18 protein-coding genes are annotated in these 20,115 nt (G+C 59.8%); 12 read left to right on the forward strand and 6 right to left on the reverse strand.

From position 1 onward, the window contains the following. Window positions 1–13 precede the first annotated feature (13 nt). The 11 genes from ACOY6C_RS04775 to ACOY6C_RS04825 all read left to right on the forward strand — a co-directional run bounded on the left by ACOY6C_RS04775 (window position 14) and on the right by ACOY6C_RS04825 (window position 12,940). Window positions 14–1,003, forward strand: a complete 990-nt coding sequence (locus tag ACOY6C_RS04775) for a FecCD family ABC transporter permease (protein WP_420904354.1) — start codon at window positions 14–16, stop codon at window positions 1,001–1,003. Window positions 1,004–1,008: 5 nt separating this feature from the next. Continuing rightward, entirely contained in the window at window positions 1,009–1,806 is a 798-nt protein-coding gene (locus ACOY6C_RS04780; RefSeq protein WP_420906082.1) for an ABC transporter ATP-binding protein, read from the forward strand. A 158-nt stretch (window positions 1,807–1,964) separates the two neighbouring features. After that, on the forward strand, window positions 1,965–3,191 hold the full coding sequence (locus tag ACOY6C_RS04785) for a putative sensor domain DACNV-containing protein (protein ID WP_420904355.1): 1,227 nt from the start codon (window positions 1,965–1,967) through the stop codon (window positions 3,189–3,191). Window positions 3,192–3,517: 326 nt separating this feature from the next. Then, a complete protein-coding gene (locus ACOY6C_RS04790; RefSeq protein ID WP_420904356.1) occupies window positions 3,518–5,926 on the forward strand; it encodes a TonB-dependent receptor in 2,409 nt (802 codons plus the stop codon). 456 nt (window positions 5,927–6,382) lie between these two features. Further along, window positions 6,383–8,767, forward strand: coding sequence for a TonB-dependent receptor (locus tag ACOY6C_RS04795; RefSeq protein WP_420904357.1), 2,385 nt, complete (start codon window positions 6,383–6,385; stop codon window positions 8,765–8,767). A 117-nt stretch (window positions 8,768–8,884) separates the two neighbouring features. Next, on the forward strand, window positions 8,885–9,631 hold the full coding sequence (locus tag ACOY6C_RS04800; RefSeq protein ID WP_420904358.1) for an energy transducer TonB: 747 nt from the start codon (window positions 8,885–8,887) through the stop codon (window positions 9,629–9,631). A 58-nt stretch (window positions 9,632–9,689) separates the two neighbouring features. Next, a complete protein-coding gene (locus ACOY6C_RS04805) occupies window positions 9,690–10,298 on the forward strand; it encodes a MotA/TolQ/ExbB proton channel family protein (protein WP_420904359.1) in 609 nt (202 codons plus the stop codon). After that, complete coding sequence (locus ACOY6C_RS04810) at window positions 10,282–10,692, forward strand: ExbD/TolR family protein (protein ID WP_420904360.1); 411 nt, start codon at window positions 10,282–10,284, stop codon at window positions 10,690–10,692. Before ACOY6C_RS04805 ends, ACOY6C_RS04810 begins: the two co-directional genes overlap by 17 nt. A gap of 73 nt (window positions 10,693–10,765) precedes the next feature. After that, the gene (locus tag ACOY6C_RS04815; protein WP_420904361.1) at window positions 10,766–10,975 is read left to right on the forward strand and encodes a hypothetical protein; all 210 of its coding nucleotides are present in this window, start codon (window positions 10,766–10,768) and stop codon (window positions 10,973–10,975) included. A 235-nt stretch (window positions 10,976–11,210) separates the two neighbouring features. Continuing rightward, on the forward strand, window positions 11,211–11,951 hold the full coding sequence (locus tag ACOY6C_RS04820; protein ID WP_420904362.1) for a sulfite exporter TauE/SafE family protein: 741 nt from the start codon (window positions 11,211–11,213) through the stop codon (window positions 11,949–11,951). Continuing rightward, window positions 11,948–12,940 (forward strand): sigma-54 interaction domain-containing protein, encoded by a 993-nt coding sequence (locus tag ACOY6C_RS04825; RefSeq protein ID WP_420904363.1) that lies wholly within the window; start codon window positions 11,948–11,950, stop codon window positions 12,938–12,940. The genes ACOY6C_RS04820 and ACOY6C_RS04825 overlap by 4 nt, the downstream gene beginning before the upstream one ends. Before the next feature lie 616 nt (window positions 12,941–13,556). On the opposite strand, the gene cyoE is transcribed toward ACOY6C_RS04825, so the two are convergent. The 6 genes from cyoE to ACOY6C_RS04855 form a co-directional block, all read right to left on the reverse strand. Beyond that, window positions 13,557–14,441, reverse strand: coding sequence for a heme o synthase (gene cyoE, locus ACOY6C_RS04830; protein ID WP_420904364.1), 885 nt, complete (start codon window positions 14,439–14,441; stop codon window positions 13,557–13,559). 93 nt (window positions 14,442–14,534) lie between these two features. Further along, entirely contained in the window at window positions 14,535–14,843 is a 309-nt protein-coding gene (locus ACOY6C_RS04835) for a hypothetical protein (RefSeq protein WP_420904365.1), read from the reverse strand. A 76-nt stretch (window positions 14,844–14,919) separates the two neighbouring features. After that, window positions 14,920–16,524, reverse strand: a complete 1,605-nt coding sequence (locus ACOY6C_RS04840; protein WP_420904366.1) for a cytochrome c oxidase subunit I — start codon at window positions 16,522–16,524, stop codon at window positions 14,920–14,922. A 59-nt stretch (window positions 16,525–16,583) separates the two neighbouring features. Next, window positions 16,584–17,309, reverse strand: coding sequence for a cytochrome c oxidase subunit II (locus ACOY6C_RS04845; protein WP_420904367.1), 726 nt, complete (start codon window positions 17,307–17,309; stop codon window positions 16,584–16,586). Window positions 17,310–17,320: 11 nt separating this feature from the next. Next, the gene (locus ACOY6C_RS04850; RefSeq protein WP_420904368.1) at window positions 17,321–18,148 is read right to left on the reverse strand and encodes an SCO family protein; all 828 of its coding nucleotides are present in this window, start codon (window positions 18,146–18,148) and stop codon (window positions 17,321–17,323) included. A gap of 86 nt (window positions 18,149–18,234) precedes the next feature. Beyond that, complete coding sequence (locus ACOY6C_RS04855; protein WP_420904369.1) at window positions 18,235–19,011, reverse strand: cytochrome c oxidase subunit 3; 777 nt, start codon at window positions 19,009–19,011, stop codon at window positions 18,235–18,237. A 323-nt stretch (window positions 19,012–19,334) separates the two neighbouring features. On the opposite strand from ACOY6C_RS04855, the gene ACOY6C_RS04860 reads away from it, so the two are divergent. Beyond that, window positions 19,335–20,090, forward strand: coding sequence for a helix-turn-helix domain-containing protein (locus tag ACOY6C_RS04860; protein ID WP_420904370.1), 756 nt, complete (start codon window positions 19,335–19,337; stop codon window positions 20,088–20,090). The last annotated feature ends 25 nt before the right edge of the window (window positions 20,091–20,115 follow it).

Consider the following 20,115-nt stretch of genomic DNA (forward strand, 5'->3'; position numbering starts at 1 on the left):
ACCGGTTCGTGGTGTGACCCACACACGGCAGTCGGGCGGTATGGCCTGGCTGCCGTTCTTGTTGTTTGGGGCGGTGGTGGTCTTTGTGGCCGGATTGTCGTTCGGCGGCATCGGCGGGGGCATGGCCGGAATCCGGGATTGGTTGATGGGCAACGGCGATCCCTTGTTTGGACGCATCGTTCTGGAGTTGCGACTGCCGCGCGTGGCTGGCGCCATGGCGGTCGGGGGGTTGCTGGCCCTGTCCGGGGTGCTGATGCAGGTGTTGATGCGCAATCCATTGGCCGATCCGTATGTGCTCGGTCTTTCCGGTGGCGCGGCCTGCGGGGCGATTCTGGCTTTGGCGATCGGGGCTTCCGGGGTGTGGGTGGATGGTGGGGCCTGGCTCGGTGCGTTGGTGTCGATGCTGGTGGTGTTGGGGTTGGCCGGGGGACCATCGGGTTGGGAAGGAGGGGCGCGACTGCTCCTGACCGGTGTTGTGGTGGCCTCGGGCTGGGGCGCCGGAGTGAGTTTCCTGTTGTATCTTCTGCCCGACGAGCGGTTGCGCGGCGCTCTGTTCTGGTTGATGGGGGATCTGGGACGGGGTGGGGATGTCTGGGTATTGGTTGGGATGTTGGGTGTGTTGTTGGCGGTCACCTGGCCGCTGGGGCGGGCGTTGAATCTGCTGGCCACCGGCGTGGAGCGTGCCGCGAGTCTCGGGGTGGCGGTGAAGCCGCTCAAGATGGGGTTGTATCTGGTCGCTTCCCTGGCCGCGGCCACGGCGGTGGCGGCGGTCGGCAGCATCGGCTTTGTCGGACTGGTGACGCCGCATCTGTTGCGGCTGGCCGGGTGCGTGGATCATCGCTGTCTGTTGCCGGCCTCGGTGTTGCTGGGCGGAATGCTGCTTACCCTGGCCGATCTGTTGGCGCGCACTCTGATCGCGCCCCAACAGATGCCTGCCGGCGTGTTGACCGCGTTGTTGGGGGCGCCTTTGTTCGTGTGGCTGCTGCGTCGGAGCGGGCGGTGAGCGGCATGGATGGACCGGTTGACCTGCGCGCCATGACCTCGCTGTTGACCGTCGAGGGGCTCCGTTTGGGGTGCGGTGGACGCGACTTCTGCCGCGATCTGAACTGGTCGATCCAGGCCGGCGGACGCTGGGCGATTCTGGGGCCGAACGGCGCGGGCAAATCCACCCTCCTGCATGCCCTGGCCGGATTGCGCGGACCCGATGCCGGCTCGATCCGTCTGGCCGGATACCCCCTGGCACGCCTCTCCCGCCGTGCCGTGGCCCGCGAGATCGGCATTCTCTTCCAACAGATCGATTACCCTTTTCCAGCCACCCTTTCAGAAACCGTTCTGGGCGGTCGTTATCCGCACCGCTCCTTCTGGTCACGAGAGAACGCCGAGGATCTCGAACGGGTCCGACACGCCCTGCGTCAGACCGGCCTGGATACCCTGGCCGACCGTCCGGTGGCGACCCTTTCCGGAGGGGAGCGGCGGCGCATGGAAGCGGCTACCCTCCTGGTGCAGGATCCGCGTCTGCTGTTGCTCGACGAACCGACCAACCATCTGGATCTCAACCACCAGATCACCCTGTTGGAGTTGTTCACGGAACGTGTTCAGGCCAGATCCGGGGCCTTGGTGCTGGTGACCCACGATATTCATATGGCGGCACGCTATTGTGATCAATTTCTGCTGCTGTATGGGAACGGGGAGAGCGACCAGGGCCGTCGGGAGGAGATGCTGATCCCGGAACGGTTGAGTCGTCTGCTGAATCATCCGATGCGCGTGGTGGACGCGGAGGGGGAGCGTTTCTGGTTGCCTGCATGAAAGCCCGGTGCCCGCGTGTATTTTTTTGTCTGGCGCGACCATGAGCCGTTTCCAAGAAGAAAAATTCACATTATCCTGCAACAGGCCATGCGAATGTCCAAACTGGCGGGCGTGGCCTTGGGAATTGGGAATGTCGCGGTTGGGAGGAGGGGGATGCCGTGTTCGATCCGGTCATCATTGAGGAGATCATCGCGCTCTGGAAGCCGGATTCTGGCGCTCTGGAGGATCCGGTACTGTTTCAGCAGGTGCGAACCATCATGGAGATGGTCTTTCTGGCCGGTCTGAAACGCAACGAGGATCGTCCGGTGCGGGTGGGTGTCTCCCTGACCAATCCGGCACTGCTGCCGGACAAGGGGCGTGCCGGCGAGAGCATCGTGCTGCGCATGAGTCCCAGGCAACCGATGACCGTCGATACCCTGGTGAAACTCGCCCCGGCCTTTGATCCGGATACCACGGTTCTGGCGGTATGGGGGAGCGAGGAGGAGCCGGCGGAACTCGAAATCTGGAGCGCCATCTTCACCACCCATCGGGGTCGCAATCGTTTCGATGCCCTGCCGCTCGAACAGCCCTCTCCCAATTCGCTGGCGATCATCACCAAGCGAACCGGTTCTCTGTCGATCTACCAGGGGGATGAGCTGATCGCCCGGTTCAAATCAGGCCGTTTTCTCGAACCGGTTCACAACCATTTCACCTCGGGCTTGATGGGGTGGCGGTTCCTGGAGGTGGTGAAACGTCATCCGGAGTTCCAGAAACTCGGTATGAAATATTGGCATACCTATCGGGATTTCATCGATTATCTGTTGATGGAGACCGATCGGCGCGGTCATGGCGGGATCATCGTCTGGCTCCCCTCGGATTACATCGACCCCGAGTCGCACTGCATCATCCCCAAGCACAATCTTACCGAGAGCCCGGATGGGGCCACCCTCATCGGCGAGTTGTGCGACGTGGAACATCAGCAGGAGCTGTTCCGCAAGGATGCCGCCGAAAACTCCTCCCTGGCCACCATCTGCATCATCGGCGAGACCGTGCTCGAGTGCAAGCGCAAGGTGATCGAGCATGCCGAGATGCTGGCGCAGATGACCTGCGTGGATGGGGCTCTGATCATCTCTGACCGGCTGCGTCCGCTCTCGTTCGGGGCCTTTCTCTCCGCGCCGATCTGGCAGGAGCGGATCATCTATTGGAAGAACAACAAGGCCCAGCACCTGGACCGGGACGAACTGTTCTCCCGCTACGGCACCCGTCACAACGCCACGGTCAATTTCGTCGGCCACTATCCCGGTTCCGCCGCCTTCGTCATCTCCCAGGATGGACCGATCAGCGGCCTGACCAAAAAGGATGATCACGTCATCCATTGGTGGCCGGACTGTCTGGGCAAGTATTGACCTGACTCCTCGCTGGTTTGGCGCGAACCTCCGAAGAGGGGGTTCGTTCCATGTTTGGCCTGTGATCGTCGCTCCTTGTTTGTTCCCCCCTCGCCGACATTTCCGCTCTGGGCACCGATCGATGCGGTGCATCCTTGTTTTTTATCAAGATTTTACTGTTGTTAAGGTGTGTGAAAATCCCATTATAATGTGTGATTTCACACATCCGCACACACGATTCTTTCATCTAACTGTATGATTATAGGACAATCCTATTCTGGACTTCAATTTGCTTTTCTCCGGGATCGCCTACGTTTTCAAACGATTCTTGATCAGGAGTAGCAGAGATGAATGCAAAAGTCCGTTGTCTGACGTTGGCCGCGTTTTTTGCGTTGCCGGGATTGGCCATGGCCGCCGAGGGGGGGGAGTCTACCACGTCGGGCAAGGGTGAGGCGGTCCGGAAGGAGTCCGGAACCGTGCTCAAGGAGATGGTGGTCACCGCGCCACGCATCGAGGAAAAAGAGATCTCCCAGGGCGCGACCCTGGCCACGCCGGAACTGGTCCCCATGCGACCGGCGACCAGCGATGCCGCATCCCTGTTGAAGGATATCCCCGGAATGAGTCTCTATACCGGCGGTGGCGTCTCCTCGCTGCCGGTGGTGCATGGTCTCGGGGATGACCGTCTGAAGACCGAGGTGGATGGCATGAACCTCATTTCCGCCTGTCCCAACCACATGAATCCGACCCTCTCATACATCGATCCGAACAATGTCGGCAGCGTGGAGGTGTTTTCGGGTGTGACGCCGGTCAGCGTGGGTGGGGACAGCATCGGCGGTACCGTCCGGTTGAATGCCAAGCCGCCGGAGTTCGCCAAGGCGGGTGGGTCAACCCTGTTCAAGGGGCAGGCCGGTACCTTCTATCGCAGCAACGGCGATGCCGTCGGGGGCAATCTGGCCGCCACCGTCGCCGGTGAGAAGGTGAGCTTCTCCTACAACGGCTCGACCGCGCAGTCCGATAACTACGTTGCGGCCAAGGCGTTTCATGATACGGGTAAGATCTCCGCCACCTCAGATCGTGCTGGATTGCAGGGTGACGAGGTGGGTTCCTCGCGTTACAAGACCGAAAACCACGAGGTCGGACTGGCCATGAAACAGGATAATCACCTGGTGGAGCTGAAACTGGGATTGCAGCACATCCCCTATCAGGACTATCCGAATCAGCGCATGGACATGACGCTCAACGAGAGCGTACACGGCAATCTGCACTACACCGGCAAGTTCAACTGGGGCAATCTGGATGCGCGCGTTTACGACGAGCATACCCGCCACCGCATGGATTTTGGACCGAACAAGCAGTTTACCTACGGTACGGCCATCAATGCGACCAGCCTGATCGCTCCCGGCATGCCCATGTTCACCGATGGCACCAACCTCGGCGCGGAGATCAAGGGTGAGATCCTCCTGTCGGAGCGGGATACGTTGCGCCTGGGTATCGAGGGCTTGCGCCATCGTCTGGACGACTGGTGGCCGCCGTCCCCGGCCACGCTTCCGGCGATTTATACCAATACCTTCGGTGGTGGCAGTGCGACACCTTACGGCGGGATGTCGCCAGACACATTCTGGAATATCAACAATGGTCAAAGAGACCGGATCGATGTGTATGCGGAGTGGGAAGCCCGTTGGAATCCGCAATGGATGACGCAGTTGGGCGTCCGGAGCGACAATGTGATGACGGATACCGGAACGGTACATGGGTATAACAATGGTACCAAAGGGCCCGGATATGGCGACCCGGCTGATCCGAACAGCCCTCCTGGGAAATTCAATGCGGCGGATCGACAACGCACCGACAACAACATCGATCTGACCGCCTTGTTGCGCTACACCCCAGGGGCTTCCGGAACCTATGAGGCGGGCTATGCCCGCAAGTCGCGCTCCCCGAATCTGTACGAACGCTATGCCTGGTCGCCGCACACCATGGCCATGGAGATGATCAACATGTTCGGGGATGGCAACTTCTACATCGGCAACCTCAATCTGAAGCCGGAGGTGGCCAACACGATCAGTGTGTCCGCGGATTGGCGCGGGGAAGGCGCGCATAAGTGGGGCCTGAAATTGACGCCTTATTTCACCCACATCGAGGATTACATCGATGTGCGGCGTTGTCCGAGGGATGTTTGCACAACGGCGACCGGGGCTCTCGCGACAGCCGGAGGGGCGGTGGACAAGTCTCTGACCGCCACCACCGGTTATGTGTATTTGCAGTATATCAACCAGAGCGCGCAGATGTATGGGATGGATGTTTCCGGTCATGTGCTGCTGGCGGAATCCTCGGCCTATGGCGCTCTGACCCTTAACAGCATGGTGAACTATGTGGTGGGCGAGAATCGAACCACTGGGGATAACCTCTACAACATCATGCCGCTGAATGGGAAAATGGCGTTGGTCCATCAACGCGACAAATGGACCGGCACCATTGAGGAGCAGTTGGTCGCGCCGAAAAACGATGTCTCCCAGACCCGCAACGAGCTCAAGACAGCCGGGTATGGTTTGTTGAACCTGCGTGGGAGCTATGAATGGGAGCAGGTTCGTCTGGATCTGGGCGTGGAAAACGTGTTGGATAAGTTCTACAATCTGCCATTGGGTGGGGCTTATGTCGGGCAGGGGGCGACCATGACTTCATCCGAGCCGCCCTGGGGCACTTCGGTTCCGGGCATGGGCCGGACCATCTATGGTGGACTGACCGTGAAGTTCTGATCCGGGGATGGATCGGTACGCTTTGGATTCGGCATTGACACCGCGCAGGGCTGAAGACTACGCTCCCGAGGCAATCGGGAGCGTTTGTCTTGAGGGGTATAAGGGATCATGGGGGGTATGATCAGCTCCGCGACAGCCGCTCGCTGGTTTGGCGCGAACCTCCGAAGAGGGGGTTCGTTCCATGTTTGGCCTGTGATCGTCGCTCCTTGTTTGTTCCCCCTCGACGACATTTCCGCTCTGGGCACCGATCGATGCGGTGCATCCTGGTCATTTATCAAGATTTTACTGTTGTTAAAGTGTGTGAAAATTCCATTATAATGTGTGATTTCACACATCCGCACACACGATTCTTTCATCTAACTGTATGATTATAGGACAATCCTATTCTGGACTTCAATTTGCTTTTCTCCGGGATCGCCTACGTTTCCAAACGATTCTTGATCAGGAGTAGCAGAGATGAATGCAAAAGTCCGTTGTCTGACGTTGGCCGCGTTTTTTGCGTTGCCGGGATTGGCTATGGCCGCCGAGGGGGTGGCTACCACGTCGGGCAAGGGTGAGGCGGTCCGGAAGGAGTCCGGAACCGTGCTCAAGGAGGTGGTGGTCACCGCGCCACGCATCGAGGAAAAAGAGATCTCCCAGGGCGCGACCCTGTCCACGCCGGAACTGGTCCCCATGCGACCGGCGACCAGCGATGCTGCATCCCTTTTGAAAGAGATCCCCGGGGTCAGCCTCTATACCGGCGGTGGCGTCTCCTCGTTGCCGGTGGTGCATGGTCTCGGGGATGACCGTCTGAAGACCGAGGTGGATGGCATGAACCTCATTTCCGCCTGTCCCAACCACATGAATCCGACGCTCTCATACATCGATCCGAACAATGTCGGCAGCGTGGAGGTGTTTTCGGGTGTGACGCCGGTCAGCGTGGGTGGGGACAGCATCGGCGGTACGATCCGGTTGAATGCCAAGCCGCCGGAGTTCGCCAAGGCGGGTGGGTCAACCCTGTTCAAGGGGCAGGCCGGCACCTTCTATCGCAGCAACGGCGATGCCGTCGGGGGCAATCTGGCCGCCACCGTCGCTGGAGAGAAGCTGAGCCTCTCCTACAACGGCTCGACCGCCAAATCCGATAACTACGTTGCGGCCAAGGATTTCAAGGATGCCGGCAATGCCGCCACCGATCGCGGCTGGCTCCCCGGTGATGAGGTCGGCTCCTCGCGCTACAAGACCGAGAACCACGAGGTCGGGCTGGCCATGAAACAGGATAATCACCTGGTGGAGCTGAAACTGGGATTGCAGCACATCCCCTATCAGGACTATCCGAATCAGCGCATGGACATGACGCTCAACGAGAGCGTACACGGCAATCTGCACTACACCGGCAAGTTCAACTGGGGCAATCTGGATGCGCGCGTTTACGACGAGCATACCCGCCACCGCATGGATTTTGGACCGAACAAGCAGTTTCTGTACGGCAGTGCCACCACCTTCTGGGCTCCTGGCATGCCGATGAATACCGATGGCACCAATCTGGGTGCAGAGATCAAAGGTGAGATCACGCTGTCGGAGCGGGATACGCTGCGGGTAGGGGTGGAAGGGCTGCGTCATCGATTGGATGACTGGTGGCCAGCGTCTCCCGATGGTGCCGTGATCGCCGCTGCGGGGTTTCAATACGGTGGTATGTCGCCCAATACCTTCTGGAACATCAACAATGGCGAAAGGGATCGCATCGATCTGTTTGCAGAGTGGGAGGCCCGTTGGAATCCGAAATGGACAACCCAATTGGGGATTCGCAGCGACAATGTGATGATGGATACCGGTCCGGTGCAAGGATACAACAACCGGGATACCAGCTTGCCTGCGCCGCACGGCATGGGGATTTACGGAGATCCGGCCAATCCGGTCAGTGTTCCCGGACGCTTCAATGCGGCAGATCGGCAGCGCACCGACAACAACATCGATATTACCGGTTTGTTGCGATACACCCCAGGGGCTTCCGGAACCTATGAGGCGGGCTATGCCCGCAAGTCGCGCTCCCCCAATCTGTACGAACGCTATGCCTGGTCCACGCAAGGGATGGCCATGGCCATGGTCAACATGGCCGGGGATGGCAACCTCTATGTCGGCAATCTTAACCTGAAGCCGGAGGTGGCCAACACCTTCAGCGTCACTGCCGACTGGCACGGGGAGGGTGGGCATAAATGGAATCTGAAGTTTACCCCCTATTTTACCCATATCGAGGACTACATCGACGTGCAACGGTGTCCGTCGAATGTTTGCACGAACTCTGCCGGTACCGCACCCAATACAGGCGTGGTCGCCTCTCAGACGGCAACGACAGGTTTCGTATATTTGCATTATGTCAATCAGACGGCGCAACTCTACGGTCTGGATCTCTCCGGTGATATTCTGTTGAACGAAACGCCTCAATACGGAAGTTTCACACTCAATGGATTGGTCAATTATGTGGTTGGTGAGAACAGTACCACGAATGATAATCTGTACAATATAATGCCCCTGAATGGCAAACTCTCTCTGGTGCATCGTCGGGACGGTTGGACCGGCACCGTCGAGGAGCAGTTGGTGGCCCCCAAGGAGGAGGTCTCCTGGACCCGCAACGAGGTCAAGACTGGTGGATACGGCCTGCTCAATCTTCGCGGCAGTTACGACTGGGAGAAGGTGCGACTGGATCTCGGGGTGGAGAATGCGTTGGATCAGTTCTACAATATGCCGTTGGGAGGAGCCTATGTTGGTCAGGGAAGAACCATGTCGAGTACCGGCGTTCCCTGGGGTACGCCGGTTCCGGGCATGGGCCGGACCATCTATGGTGGACTGACCGTGAAGTTCTGATCCGGGGATGGATCGGTACGCTTTGGATTCGGCATTGACACCGCGCAGGGCTGAAGACTACGCTCCCGAGGCAATCGGGAGCGTTTGTCTTGAGGGGTATAAGGGATCATGGGGGGTATGATCAACTCCACGACAGCCGCGCATGTCGGGACCATGGCAGGGGCGGGGAGAGTCTGGCGGGCTTTCGCGTTCTCCCTGGTCGTGCATGGCCTTTTGGTGGCGGGCTTGCTGGGCATGCCCGCCACCAAGCCACGCCTGGAGCGTTCCGAGCTGTTGTTCGAACTTCGGGAGGCCGCGCAACCGGTTGTTCAGCCCGCGCCGCCGCCACCCGAGGAACCCCCGCCCAAACCCGAGGAACCGGTCGTCCCGCCACCGCCTCCTCCGCCCAAACCGGAGCCGGAGCCGGTGAAACCGCCGCCGCCCAAGGAACCGCCGGTCCCGCGCAAGGTGGCCAAACCTGCGGCTGTCCAGCGGCCAGCGCCGGCCCCGGTGGAATCGACCGAGGCTGCACCGCTCCCCGTCAGCGCGCCACCGATGGTCTCCGCGCCGACGACCAGCGCGTCGGTCGAACCGGTCTATCGCGCCGTGGATCTGGGCGCGACGCTCGCCGGCAACCCCCGTCCCGACTATCCCCGTTCCGCCCGGCGGTTGGGACAGGAGGGTTTGGTGCTGGTGCGGGTCGAGGTTGGCGCCGATGGCCGCGCGGAGCAGGTCGCGCTGCACCAGAGTTCCGGCTTCGATTTGTTGGACCGGGCCGCCCTGGAGGCGGTGGCTCGCTGGCGCTTCGTGGCCGCCAGGCGCGCAGGAGTCCCGGTGGCGGCCACCGTGACCGTTCCGATTCGCTTCATGTTGCGGGAAGGGTAGGGGCAATGCCACAATGGGGGCCGGTTTTGGTGAACATCATCCGATCAAGGGGAAAACATTGAACGAATCCGTCTCCTGGCTGGCGTGGTGGGTCCACGCCGATGGGGTGGTCAAGGGGATCTTCCTGTTGCTGATCGCCCTGTCGATCGGTGGCTGGACCATCATCCTGCACAAATGGAATCGCTTCCAGGGTGCGCTCAAACGTGAGCGGCGCATACGCCACGCCTTGGATGCCGGCGAGCCGGTCGTCTCCTCCGAGGCGTTGCTCGGGGCCTGTCTGCCCGACACCCGGACGGGCGCGGCGCTCGGCGAGGCGCGGATCGCCGTGGCGGTGCGCGAGGAGCGCATCGAACTCGAAAGCGGCCTGACCTTCCTGGCTTCCATCGGGGTCTCGACCCCCTTCATCGGCCTGCTCGGCACGGTCTGGGGGATCATGCATGCCCTGTCCGGCCTGGGTCATGGCTCGGCCCTGTCGCTGGATCTGGTGGCCGGACCCGTGGCCGAGGCGCTGGTGGCCACGGCGGCAGGATTGTTCGCGGCGATTCCGGCGGCGGTTGGTTACAACATGCTGGTGCGGCGGTTGCGGCGCTTGATGACCCTGGCCGAGGGTAATTTATTGCGTCTGACGGCGTTGCGCGCGGGAGATGGACGTGGCCATCTGGCTTAGTGATGCGGAGGGCGAGGATCGTCCCCTCGCGGAGATCAACGTCACCCCCCTGGTGGACGTGATGCTGGTGCTGCTGGTGATTTTCATCATCCTGGCACCGGTGATGGCCAACTCCCTCAAGGTGGCCCTTCCCAAGGCGAGCGGAGAAATGGCTGCCGTCCAGACCCCGGTGATCATCCTTTTGGAGGCCGATGGCACCTTGCGACTGGGTGAGAACGCCACCGACCGGGAGGCGCTTGCCGTCTATCTCAAGGATGCCGCCGCGCGCGACCCGGAGCTGCTTTTGCGCATCGATGCCGACGGCGCCACCGCCTATCAAAAACTGGCCGAACTCCTCTCCCTGGTGCAGGAACAGGGGATCCGCCGCATCGCTTTCACCACCTTGCGCCCTTAGATGGTGTGGTTTTTCCGGTTGCAATCGGATGGGATATCCTGGATAAAAGAAGGACGTTGAAAACGATTGTTTCATGAACCGGTTGGTGTTTTTTTTGGGGTTGGTCCGGATGCAGACCTATGCGGCGGTAACCAGGCAGGTCGATGGCTGGTCGATCGGCTGGATCGAGGAGGTGTCCGGAGTCAATGCCCAGAAGACCGCCCTGCTCGAATCCCTGGTCGTGACACTCAACGAGGCGTTGGCATGGTTGGATTCGGACGTGAACGCAATCGCCGTGCATTGACTCGGCAGTCGGCAGAGATATGGAGCAGGACATGAGCGCTTTCTGGATTGTGGGCATCATCTTCAATGTCACCTTGACCGGTCTGGCCATCTGGTGGGTCTGGAGCAACCGCGCCAAGGACGATCCCAAGAAGTAACCGGGCAGGAGCGCGCGCCTCCCGACGCGCCTCGCCGGACCTTCCAAGCCGAGCCCAAAAGGCTGTTTCGATCCGACCGTCGTCTCCCATGGGAGTTTCGTGGATAATTTCTCCCTGCTGATTCCCCTGCTTCTGGCCCTCTCCAGCCTGCTGCACTGCCTGGGCATGTGCGGCGGCATCATCGGGGCGATGTCCTATCATCTCTCCGCGAGCTTCGGGAGCCAGAAACGTCCGGTTTGGCCCTATCTCGTGGCGGCCAACCTCGGACGACTCACCAGTTATACCCTGGCCGGGGCCCTGGTGGCGACCTTTGGCAACACCCTCTTCGAAACCCTGTCACCCGAATACGGCCATACCTTCTTGCAGGCGTTCGCCGCCTTGGTGCTGATCGGGAATGGTCTGTTTCTGATGGGCCGCTTGCCGGCGATGCATCGCCTCGAGCGGCTCGGCGGTTGGCTGTGGAACGGGCTGGAACCCCTGGCGCGGCGCTTGATGACCCCTCGGACCCTTGGTCATGCCTTCCTGTTTGGGGTGGTGTGGGGATGGTTTCCCTGCTCTCTGGTCTACGGAGCTCTGTTGTGGAGCAGCGGCACCTGCTCCGGTCCGTCGGGGGCCGGGATGATGCTGCTTTTTGGTCTGGGCACCCTGCCGGTGATGCTCTCCGCGGGTTGGTTCGCCGGCTCCCTGGTGCGTTTCGGGGGGATCTCGCGCCTGGGACGCATCATCGCCGCGCTTCTGCTCACGATCGGAATTTTGAACTTGTTTTTACTCGGTTGGAAAGTGCATAATCATCATGGGCATGAAATCTCAAACTTGATTAACGGTCTGCTGGCACCATGACACCTTCCCCCCGCATCGATCAATACGGCAATGCCCCGGCTTTTGTGGCCGTGCTGCGCGCCGCTCGCCTGGTGGCCATCACCCATGCCACGGTGTTGATTCATGGTGAATCCGGGGTCGGCAAGGAGCTTCTGGCCCGCTCGCTTCATGATTCCAGCCCCAGATCCAAGGGCCCGTTCGTGCCGGTCAACTGTGCCGCCCTCTCCGAATCCCTGGTGGAGAGCGAACTGTTCGGACACACCAAGGGGGCCTTCACCGGCGCCCTCACCGATCGGGTCGGACGCATCGCCGCTGCCCATGGCGGTACGCTTTTCCTCGACGAAATCGGCGACATGCCTCTCTCCATTCAGGCGAAAATGTTGCGTTTTCTGGAAAATGGCGAGTGCCAGCCACTGGGAAGCGAGCAACCCAAACAGGTCGATGTGCGCGTCGTTGCCGCCACCAATCGGGATTTGGCCGCCTTTGTCTCGGCGGGCAGATTTCGTCAGGATCTCTACTACCGCTTGCAGGTCGTTCCCTTGAGCCTGCCGCCGTTGCGCGAACGGGGCCAGGATATCGAACTGCTCGCATCCGCTTTTCTTGACAGTTTTGCCAAGAAGCAGGGCGTCATGGCCCCGAGTTTCACCCGATCGGCCCTGGAGTGGCTGCGCGCCTACCCGTGGCCGGGCAATATCCGCGAACTGCGCAATCTGTGCGAACGCGCGGTGATCTTTCAGGCCGGACAACGGTTGGACGAGAGCTTCGTTCAGGCCCAGCTTCATCCCCACGCCACCCGTCCGAACCTCGGCGCGGTCGGTCAGGCCGAGGGGGGGACGACCTCGGGCGAGGTCGCGTTGCCCCACGGAGGCATCAGCCTCGACACCCTGGAGCGCGACATGATCCGTGCCGCACTCCTCAAGACCAATGGCAACCGCACCCACGCAGCCCGTCTTCTCGATGTCAGCCGCGATACCCTGCTCTATCGGATGAAAAAGCACGCCTTGCGGTGAGACAACAGGCCGCCGTCGTGCGCTCCGCTCTTGCCGCCGTCGCGTGCCCTTCAGAGAAGCGCCAACCCCTGCCGCCGTCGCGTGCCCTTCAGAGAAGCGCCAACCCCTGCCGCCGTCGCGTGCCCTTCAGAGAAGCGCCAACCCCTGCCGCCGTCGCGTGGTGAGCCCCCAGCGCCAACCCCTGCCGCCGTCGCGTGAGCCACCAGCGCCAACCCCTGCCGCCGTCGCGTGAGCCCCCAGCGCCAACCCCTGCCGCCGTCGCGTGAGCCACCAGCGCCAACCCCTGCCGCCGTCGCGTGAGCCCCCAGCGCCAACCCCTGCCGCCGTCGCGTGAGCCCCCAGCGCCAACCCCTGCCGCCGTCGCGTGAGCCCTTCAGAGAAACGCCAACCCCTGCCGCCGTCGCGTGTGCCCTTCAGAGAAGCGCCATCCCCACTGGGTGTTACGCGCCTTTCGGCGAAACGCGCCGCCCTCCAGCGAAGGCACGCCTTTCGGCGAAACGCGCCTCCCTCAGCAAACAGGATACGAATGAATAACGCGCATCCGCTACCGATCAAGATTCGACGTGATCGGTAGCGATGGCAAGGACGTTCGAGCAGGCAGGGGGAGGCGTGGGAATCAGAATCCGCCCGCCGGCCAGTTCTTGTCGGCGAGAATGGCGACGAACAGACCGCCCAGATAGCGCATCGAAGCCATGAAGTTTTTCCAGGCCAGGGGACGGTTATCCGGCTCTTTGAGCAGAGCGAGATTGAGGCGTATGAAATCGATGCCGAACAGCAGCGCGCCAATGACGTAGATCGCGCCAAGCTCATGCATGAACCACGGCAGGAGCGACACCCCCACCATCAGCAGCGTATTGCCCAGGATCACCCGCGCGGTCTTCGCCTCGCCGACCACGACCGGCAGCATCGGCACGCCCACGCGCTGATACTCCTCCTTGAGGTAGATGGCCAGGCTCCAGAAGTGGGAAGGTGTCCACAGGAACAGCACGAGCGACATCAACACCGGCAGGGTACACAGTTCCGGGTTGACCGAGGTGGCGCCTGCCAGGACCGCGAAGCTTCCGGCGGAACCGCCGATGACGATGTTGAGCCAGGTGCGTCTTTTAAGCCAGATGGTGTAGACCACGCCGTACAAAAACGTGCCCAATGCCAGATGGATGGCGGCCACATGGTTGAAGAACCAGGTGATGAGGGTGATGCCGGCCACGGTAAAGAAGAGCGCCAGCCAGAGAATTTGGGCCGGATTCTGTCGGGATTCATCCTCCATGGCCAGGGGACGCCGCGCGGTACGCGGCATGATGCGGTCGATGTCCCGATCCCAGAAGTGGTTGATCACCGCCGAACCCGCCGAGCCGCACATCATCGCGATGGCGAGGGCAAGGATCGCCGAGACGCGATACTGATCGGCTACCGCCATGTGCGAGACCACGGCGGTCAAGGCGATCATCAAGCCGATCTTGGGCTTGCACAGCTCGATGTATTGATTCCAGGTCAGGGTCATGGCCGGATCCGCCTCGGGTGGAGGGATGGGTCGTCTCAAAAATGGGGTGATGCGGGCGCATCACTCTGGCGCCCTTGTTCCTTGCCCAGTCGCTCAGGGCTGCTTGGGCGGAACCGGTATTGGTTGCGCTGGCGTGACAGCCGGCGCCGGATTCGCTTGTTGCTGGGCGGCTTGGGCTTCGGCGAACTTTTTGGCTTCGGCGGCCTTCTTGGCGGCCTTGATCTCCATGGCCTCCTTGTCCTTGATGGCGCGGTGGGCCGGATCATACTCCTTGGAGAAATTGTGGGTCAGAAAGGCAATCAAGAGCAATGCAAGAATAAAGAAAACAATCCCCGCAAGGTTCATCTTGCGGCGCAGATCGGGTGTGATGACACGCGGTTCCAAATTGGGGGCCTTGAACATTTTGACACGTTTAAAAAAAGATGTGAAAAAGGAAAGGCCGGGGAGGCGAGGTAAACAACCTCCCCGGAGATGAGACTTACTTGTAGCTGTACGGCGTCCAGTTGGCATCCACGGTAACCGGGGTCGGGAAATTGCCCGGGCCCGGAGGCGTGGCGGTGTGGGTCCACTCCAGGGAGTTGGAGCCCCACGGATTGCTCGGCGCCTTTTCGCCCCTGATGGCGCTGATGATCCAGTTGCTGATGGTCAGGATCATGCCGATGGCGACGATGAAGGCACCGATGGTGGCCACCTTGTGATAGGCGCCGAAGTGGACCGGGAACTGAGAATAGTCCCAATAGCGGCGCGGCATGCCTTCGACGCCGATGATGAACAGCGGCCAGAAGGTGATGTTGACGCCGATGAAGTTGAACCAGAAGCCCAGCTTGCCCTGTTTCTCGTTGAGCATCTTGCCGGCGATCTTCGGGAACCAGAAGTCCACGGCGGCGAAGACCGCGAAGGTGGAGAAGATACCCATGATGAAATGGAAGTGGGCATGGACAAAGGAGGTCTCACCCAAATGGACCGCCATGACGGTCATGGCGAGCGGGATGCCGGTCAGTCCACCGATGAGCAACAGATAAAGCGCTGCGGTGCCATAGTACATCGGCACGTTGAAGGTGATGGCACCTTTGTAGAGCGTGCCGAACAGGGAGATGGTCATCAAACCGACCGGCACGGAGATCATCAGGGTGGTGACCATCTGGCCGATGCGCAGCCAGTCCGGCATGCCGGAGTAGTAGAGGTGGTGGATCCACACTTCGCCGGAGATCACCACGATCAGGCACATGCCACCATAAACCGCAGCCTTGTAGTTGAAGATCGGGTTCTTGGACATGGTGGAGAAGATTTCGTAGAAGATGCCCATGGCCGGCAGGAAGATGACATACACCGCCGGGTGGGAGTAGAACCAGAAGAGGTTTTGATAGAGCAGGACATCACCGCCATTGGCCGGATCGAAGAAGTGGGTGCCCAGATAGCGGTCGAACAGCAGCAGGGTGACGGCGGCGGCCAGCACCGGCACGAAGATCAACTGGATGATCAGTGCGGTGAAACAGGACCAGACGAACATGTTGAGCTGGTTCCAGCCCATGCCCGGCGCACGCATGTAGATGATGGTCACCAGGAAGTTCACGGCGGCCAGAATCGAGGAGAAACCCATCAGATGCACGGTGAAGACATACAAGGCGGTGTTGCCGGCGGTGGTGATGGAGTAGGGCGGATAGCCGGTCCACATCACGTCCGGCTTGTCCGGCACGATAAAGGTCAGCAGAGCCACGACGATGCCGGCCCAGAACAGCCACACCGACAGGGCGTTGATGCGCGGAAAGGCCACATCCTTGGCGCCGATCATCAGCGGCAGCAGGTAGTTGGCCGCGAAACCCGTGAGTCCGGGAATCAGAAAGCCCAGGATCATGGCCGCGCCATGGAAATAGAGCCAGACATTGTACTGATCGCCACCCGTGAAGGCGTCCGACACGATCGTCGGGCCGGGTGACGACTGCTCGATACGAATCAGCAGGGCCATGAGACCGGCTACGGCGAAGGCCGCGATCGAGCCGATCAGATAGAGAACACCAATACGTTTGTGGTCCGTGGTAAAGATCCACTCACCCAACTTGAAACCAGATGATGCGCTACTCATCGCTTCAATCCCCTTTTTCCTTCCTTATGATATCCGTTGAAGGCCAACCGATCGTGCGATCAGGCGCCCTGTTTCTTTTGCGCGACCCAGGCATCGAACTCGGCCTGCGGCACCATCTTGACCTTGGTCCACATGAAGGAGTGGCGGTTGCCGCAATACTCGGCGCAGGTGGCGATGGTCTCTCCCGCCTTGACCGGGTTGAACCAGAGATAGGTGACGCGACCCGGCATCAGATCTTCCTTGACGCGATACTCCGGCAGGAAGAAGGAGTGGACCACGTCGGTGGAAGTCATGCGCAGCACCACCGGCTTGCCAACCGGAACCACCAAGCCATCGCCTTCCTTGGAATCGACCATGAACGAGGAGGAGACGCCGTTGTCGTATTCGAAGTTCCAGTTCCACATGCTGCCGGTGACTTTGACTTCCATGGCGTTGCGCGGCACGTCGCGGTATTCGTTCCAGACCGTCCAACCCTTGGCGGCCAGGTAGAAGTCGTCGGCCATGAACAGGAATGACGGAACAACCGCGAGACCGATCAGGGTGATCTTGTCGAATTTCGGGGCGGTGCCGAGCTGATTCGGACGATCGGCGCGATACTTCCAGACCCAGTAGAGACCCGCACTCAGAAAGATGATGCCGATGATGAAGAGATCCAACAGCACATCGTGCCAAAGGTGATTCCAGCTGGCGGCTGGATCCGGAATCCCACCCTTCGCCCCTGCCTCGGCCAGCGCGGCTGCCGACCCGAGGCCCATCAGGACCATCGCGGAAACTGCCCGTTTCATGAATGTTCTCCTCATTTTCTAATGTTTTTGCGATGATGTATCAAACGATAAATACCCAGTGAAGCAAACAACAATCCGATACCCAGCAGAAAAGACCCCAGTCCCACAAAGACCGGTATGCTCAACGTATAGCGGCCTTCCTTGAAATTGTAGCTGTAGCAGAGGCTCACCAGGTAATCCAAGGTCTCCGACGGCTTGAATTGGTTGGATTTGGCCTCCAGCAGCGCCAGTTCCACATCCTTGGGGGTTACGTTCAGGACGTTGAGGTAACGCGCTACCCGCCCCTCAGGGGAGAGGATCAACACCAGCGTCGGGTGGAAGAAGGTCCGGTCGCGCGGGGACCAGAAGAACTTGTACCCGATCTTGTCCATCTCCCGTTTGATTGCGTCCGGCTGTTCGAAGCGGGTGAAACGCCAGCCGCGAATCGGATCGTCCGGGAGATCGAGTTGTTGGGCGAACTTGGTCAACCCTTCGGTGGTATCGTTCTTGTCGAAGGAGACGAACACCACGTTGAAGCCCTTGCCGGACTGAAGCGACTTCACCTCCTTGAGCAACTCCTTCAACGAGATGCCGATGTTGAAGCAGGCTCCGTCGCAGGTGTAGTAGGCCGGAACGAGCACGAAGGGCAGATTGGGAAGATCCGCGAACTGGAGCGGTTTCCCCTGTTCATCGAGCAGCGTGACTTCGTTGCCGAATTTGACGCCGAGAAATTTCTGCTCATCCACGCGAAAGAGGGAAGGGTCGATGTCGGAGTTTTCCGTAGGCTTGGAAAAGGCCCAGCCATCTCCCAGCAACAGCACCCAGAGCGTCATGGCCATCAGCCATGCAATCTTCCGCATTCTCATTACACTCCTGGTCGGAGATGCATTCAACGAAGGTCGCGCGAGGTCTGTCTCCGCGCGACCCGAATCGGATGTCCCTCGATTTACCAGTAATAGACCTGGGAAACCACGAAGAACCACACCACGTCCACGAAGTGCCAGTACAGACCGACGCAGAAGGTGAGGGACTTGTTGGTTTTGCCGGCCAGAGCGGCGATCAGGACCGTGAGGAAGGATCCCAATCCGACCACGACGTGGGAGGCATGGAAGCCGGTGATCGAATAGAAGGCCGTGCTGTAGGCGTTGGTGGACGGCAGGAAATTCGCATGGATCAAATGGGTGTATTCATAGGCGGTGCAGCCCAGGAAGATCGCGCCCAGGACGATGGAGAGGAACAGCCAGAGGCGGAAACCACCCATGTCGTTCTTTTCGCTTTTGATCTCGGCGATGTGATAGGTGAAGCTGGAAGCTACCAGGATCACGGTCATGATGATCGGCAGAACGAGGTTCATGTCCGTCGGGGTGCCGGCTGGGGGCCAGTTGGGTCCGGCGGAGAGGCGCATGGTCCAGTAGGAGACGAACAGGCCCATGAAGATGAAGACTTCCGAGACGATGAAGATCGGCAGGGCGATGGGGGTCAGACCCTCCATGACCGGCTTTTGGGTGAGGGCCTCGGCGGTCCATTTGGCGATGCCGGCCAGCAGAAGAGGCGTTCCGATGCCTGCGCAGACGATGGCCAACATTTTATTGTTGTAGGTGATCCATTCAACAAAACAGAAGACCACGGCAAAAAGCACTCCCAGAACCACGAGCAGGGGTGCGGCACTGGTCTCCCAGTGATGCGCTTGGGCGTGGTTGTGACCGCTTGCGGAATTCGACATCGGACTCCCTCCTAAAGATCAAGATTATCAATGAATCGAATGGATGATAGACACGTTTTTCAAGGGGAAACTGGCTTGTCAAGCCTGCATTTTTATCGGCGAAAGTTAACATTGATGTGTGTGGGTGTCAAATCATTTTTTGACATTTGTCAAAAATGTGTGAAGAAAAAATGAATTTGCGTTAATTAACTTTCGTGAACTTTTTGGCCTGTGCCAAGTCTGAAAAATCAGTGGACCCGAGCGCGGAAAGTGCCGTATCCTGAGGCGATTCATGGCTGTTTGGTTTGATCACGGTAATGATTTGGCAGATGGGATCATCGTTCATGAACGGTTCGAATCATGTTGGATTCAATCAGGCGGATGGATCGGAAGAGGAGTGTCCCGATTCCCATGAGGTGGCCTGTGCCCAGTGCAAGTTGCACGGTTTTCTGAAGTTCTTCGAAGAGTCTGATCTGATAGCCCTGAATATCTTTTTATCCAGACGTATCCCGGTGGCCAAGGGGGCGATTCTCTTCGATGCGCTCGCTTCTTTCCGAGGAATTTACGCAGTCAAGAGTGGTAGTTTCAAAAGTTTCTCGCAACTGGATCCGTCTGGCGAGCAGATCCAGGGCTTCTTTCTGCCTGGAGAGTTGATCGGATTGGACTCCATCCACTCCAGCCATTACGGTTACTCTGCGGTTGCCATGGAAACCAGTTCCGTGTGCTGGTTGCCGTTCGAGCATCTGGATGATTTGGGTGAGAGGAAGAGCTTCTTTCAGGAGCAGGTGATCCGGATTCTGGTGGATCAGGTTCGACACGATCACCATCAAACCCTTCTGGTGGGACGACGCACCGCCGAGGAGCGGTTGGGCGCGTTCTTGTTGAATCTGTCCGAACGCTACGGTCGCCATGGCTTCAATGGCGAGGCATTCCGCCTGCCCATGCTCCAGAACGATATCGCCAACTATCTCGGACTCTCCATGGAGACCGTCTGCCGTCTCTTGCGGGGATTTCGCGAGCAGGGGGTGTTGTCGATTCAGGGGAAACGGTTGCGGATTTTGAATCCGGATTGTTTGCGTTCGATCGCGCACCTGTGCTGACCGGGACGTGCGGCGCGGACTCGGG

Source organism: Candidatus Magnetaquiglobus chichijimensis, from assembly GCF_045865675.1.
GTDB lineage: Bacteria > Pseudomonadota > Magnetococcia > Magnetococcales > Magnetaquicoccaceae > Magnetaquiglobus > Magnetaquiglobus chichijimensis.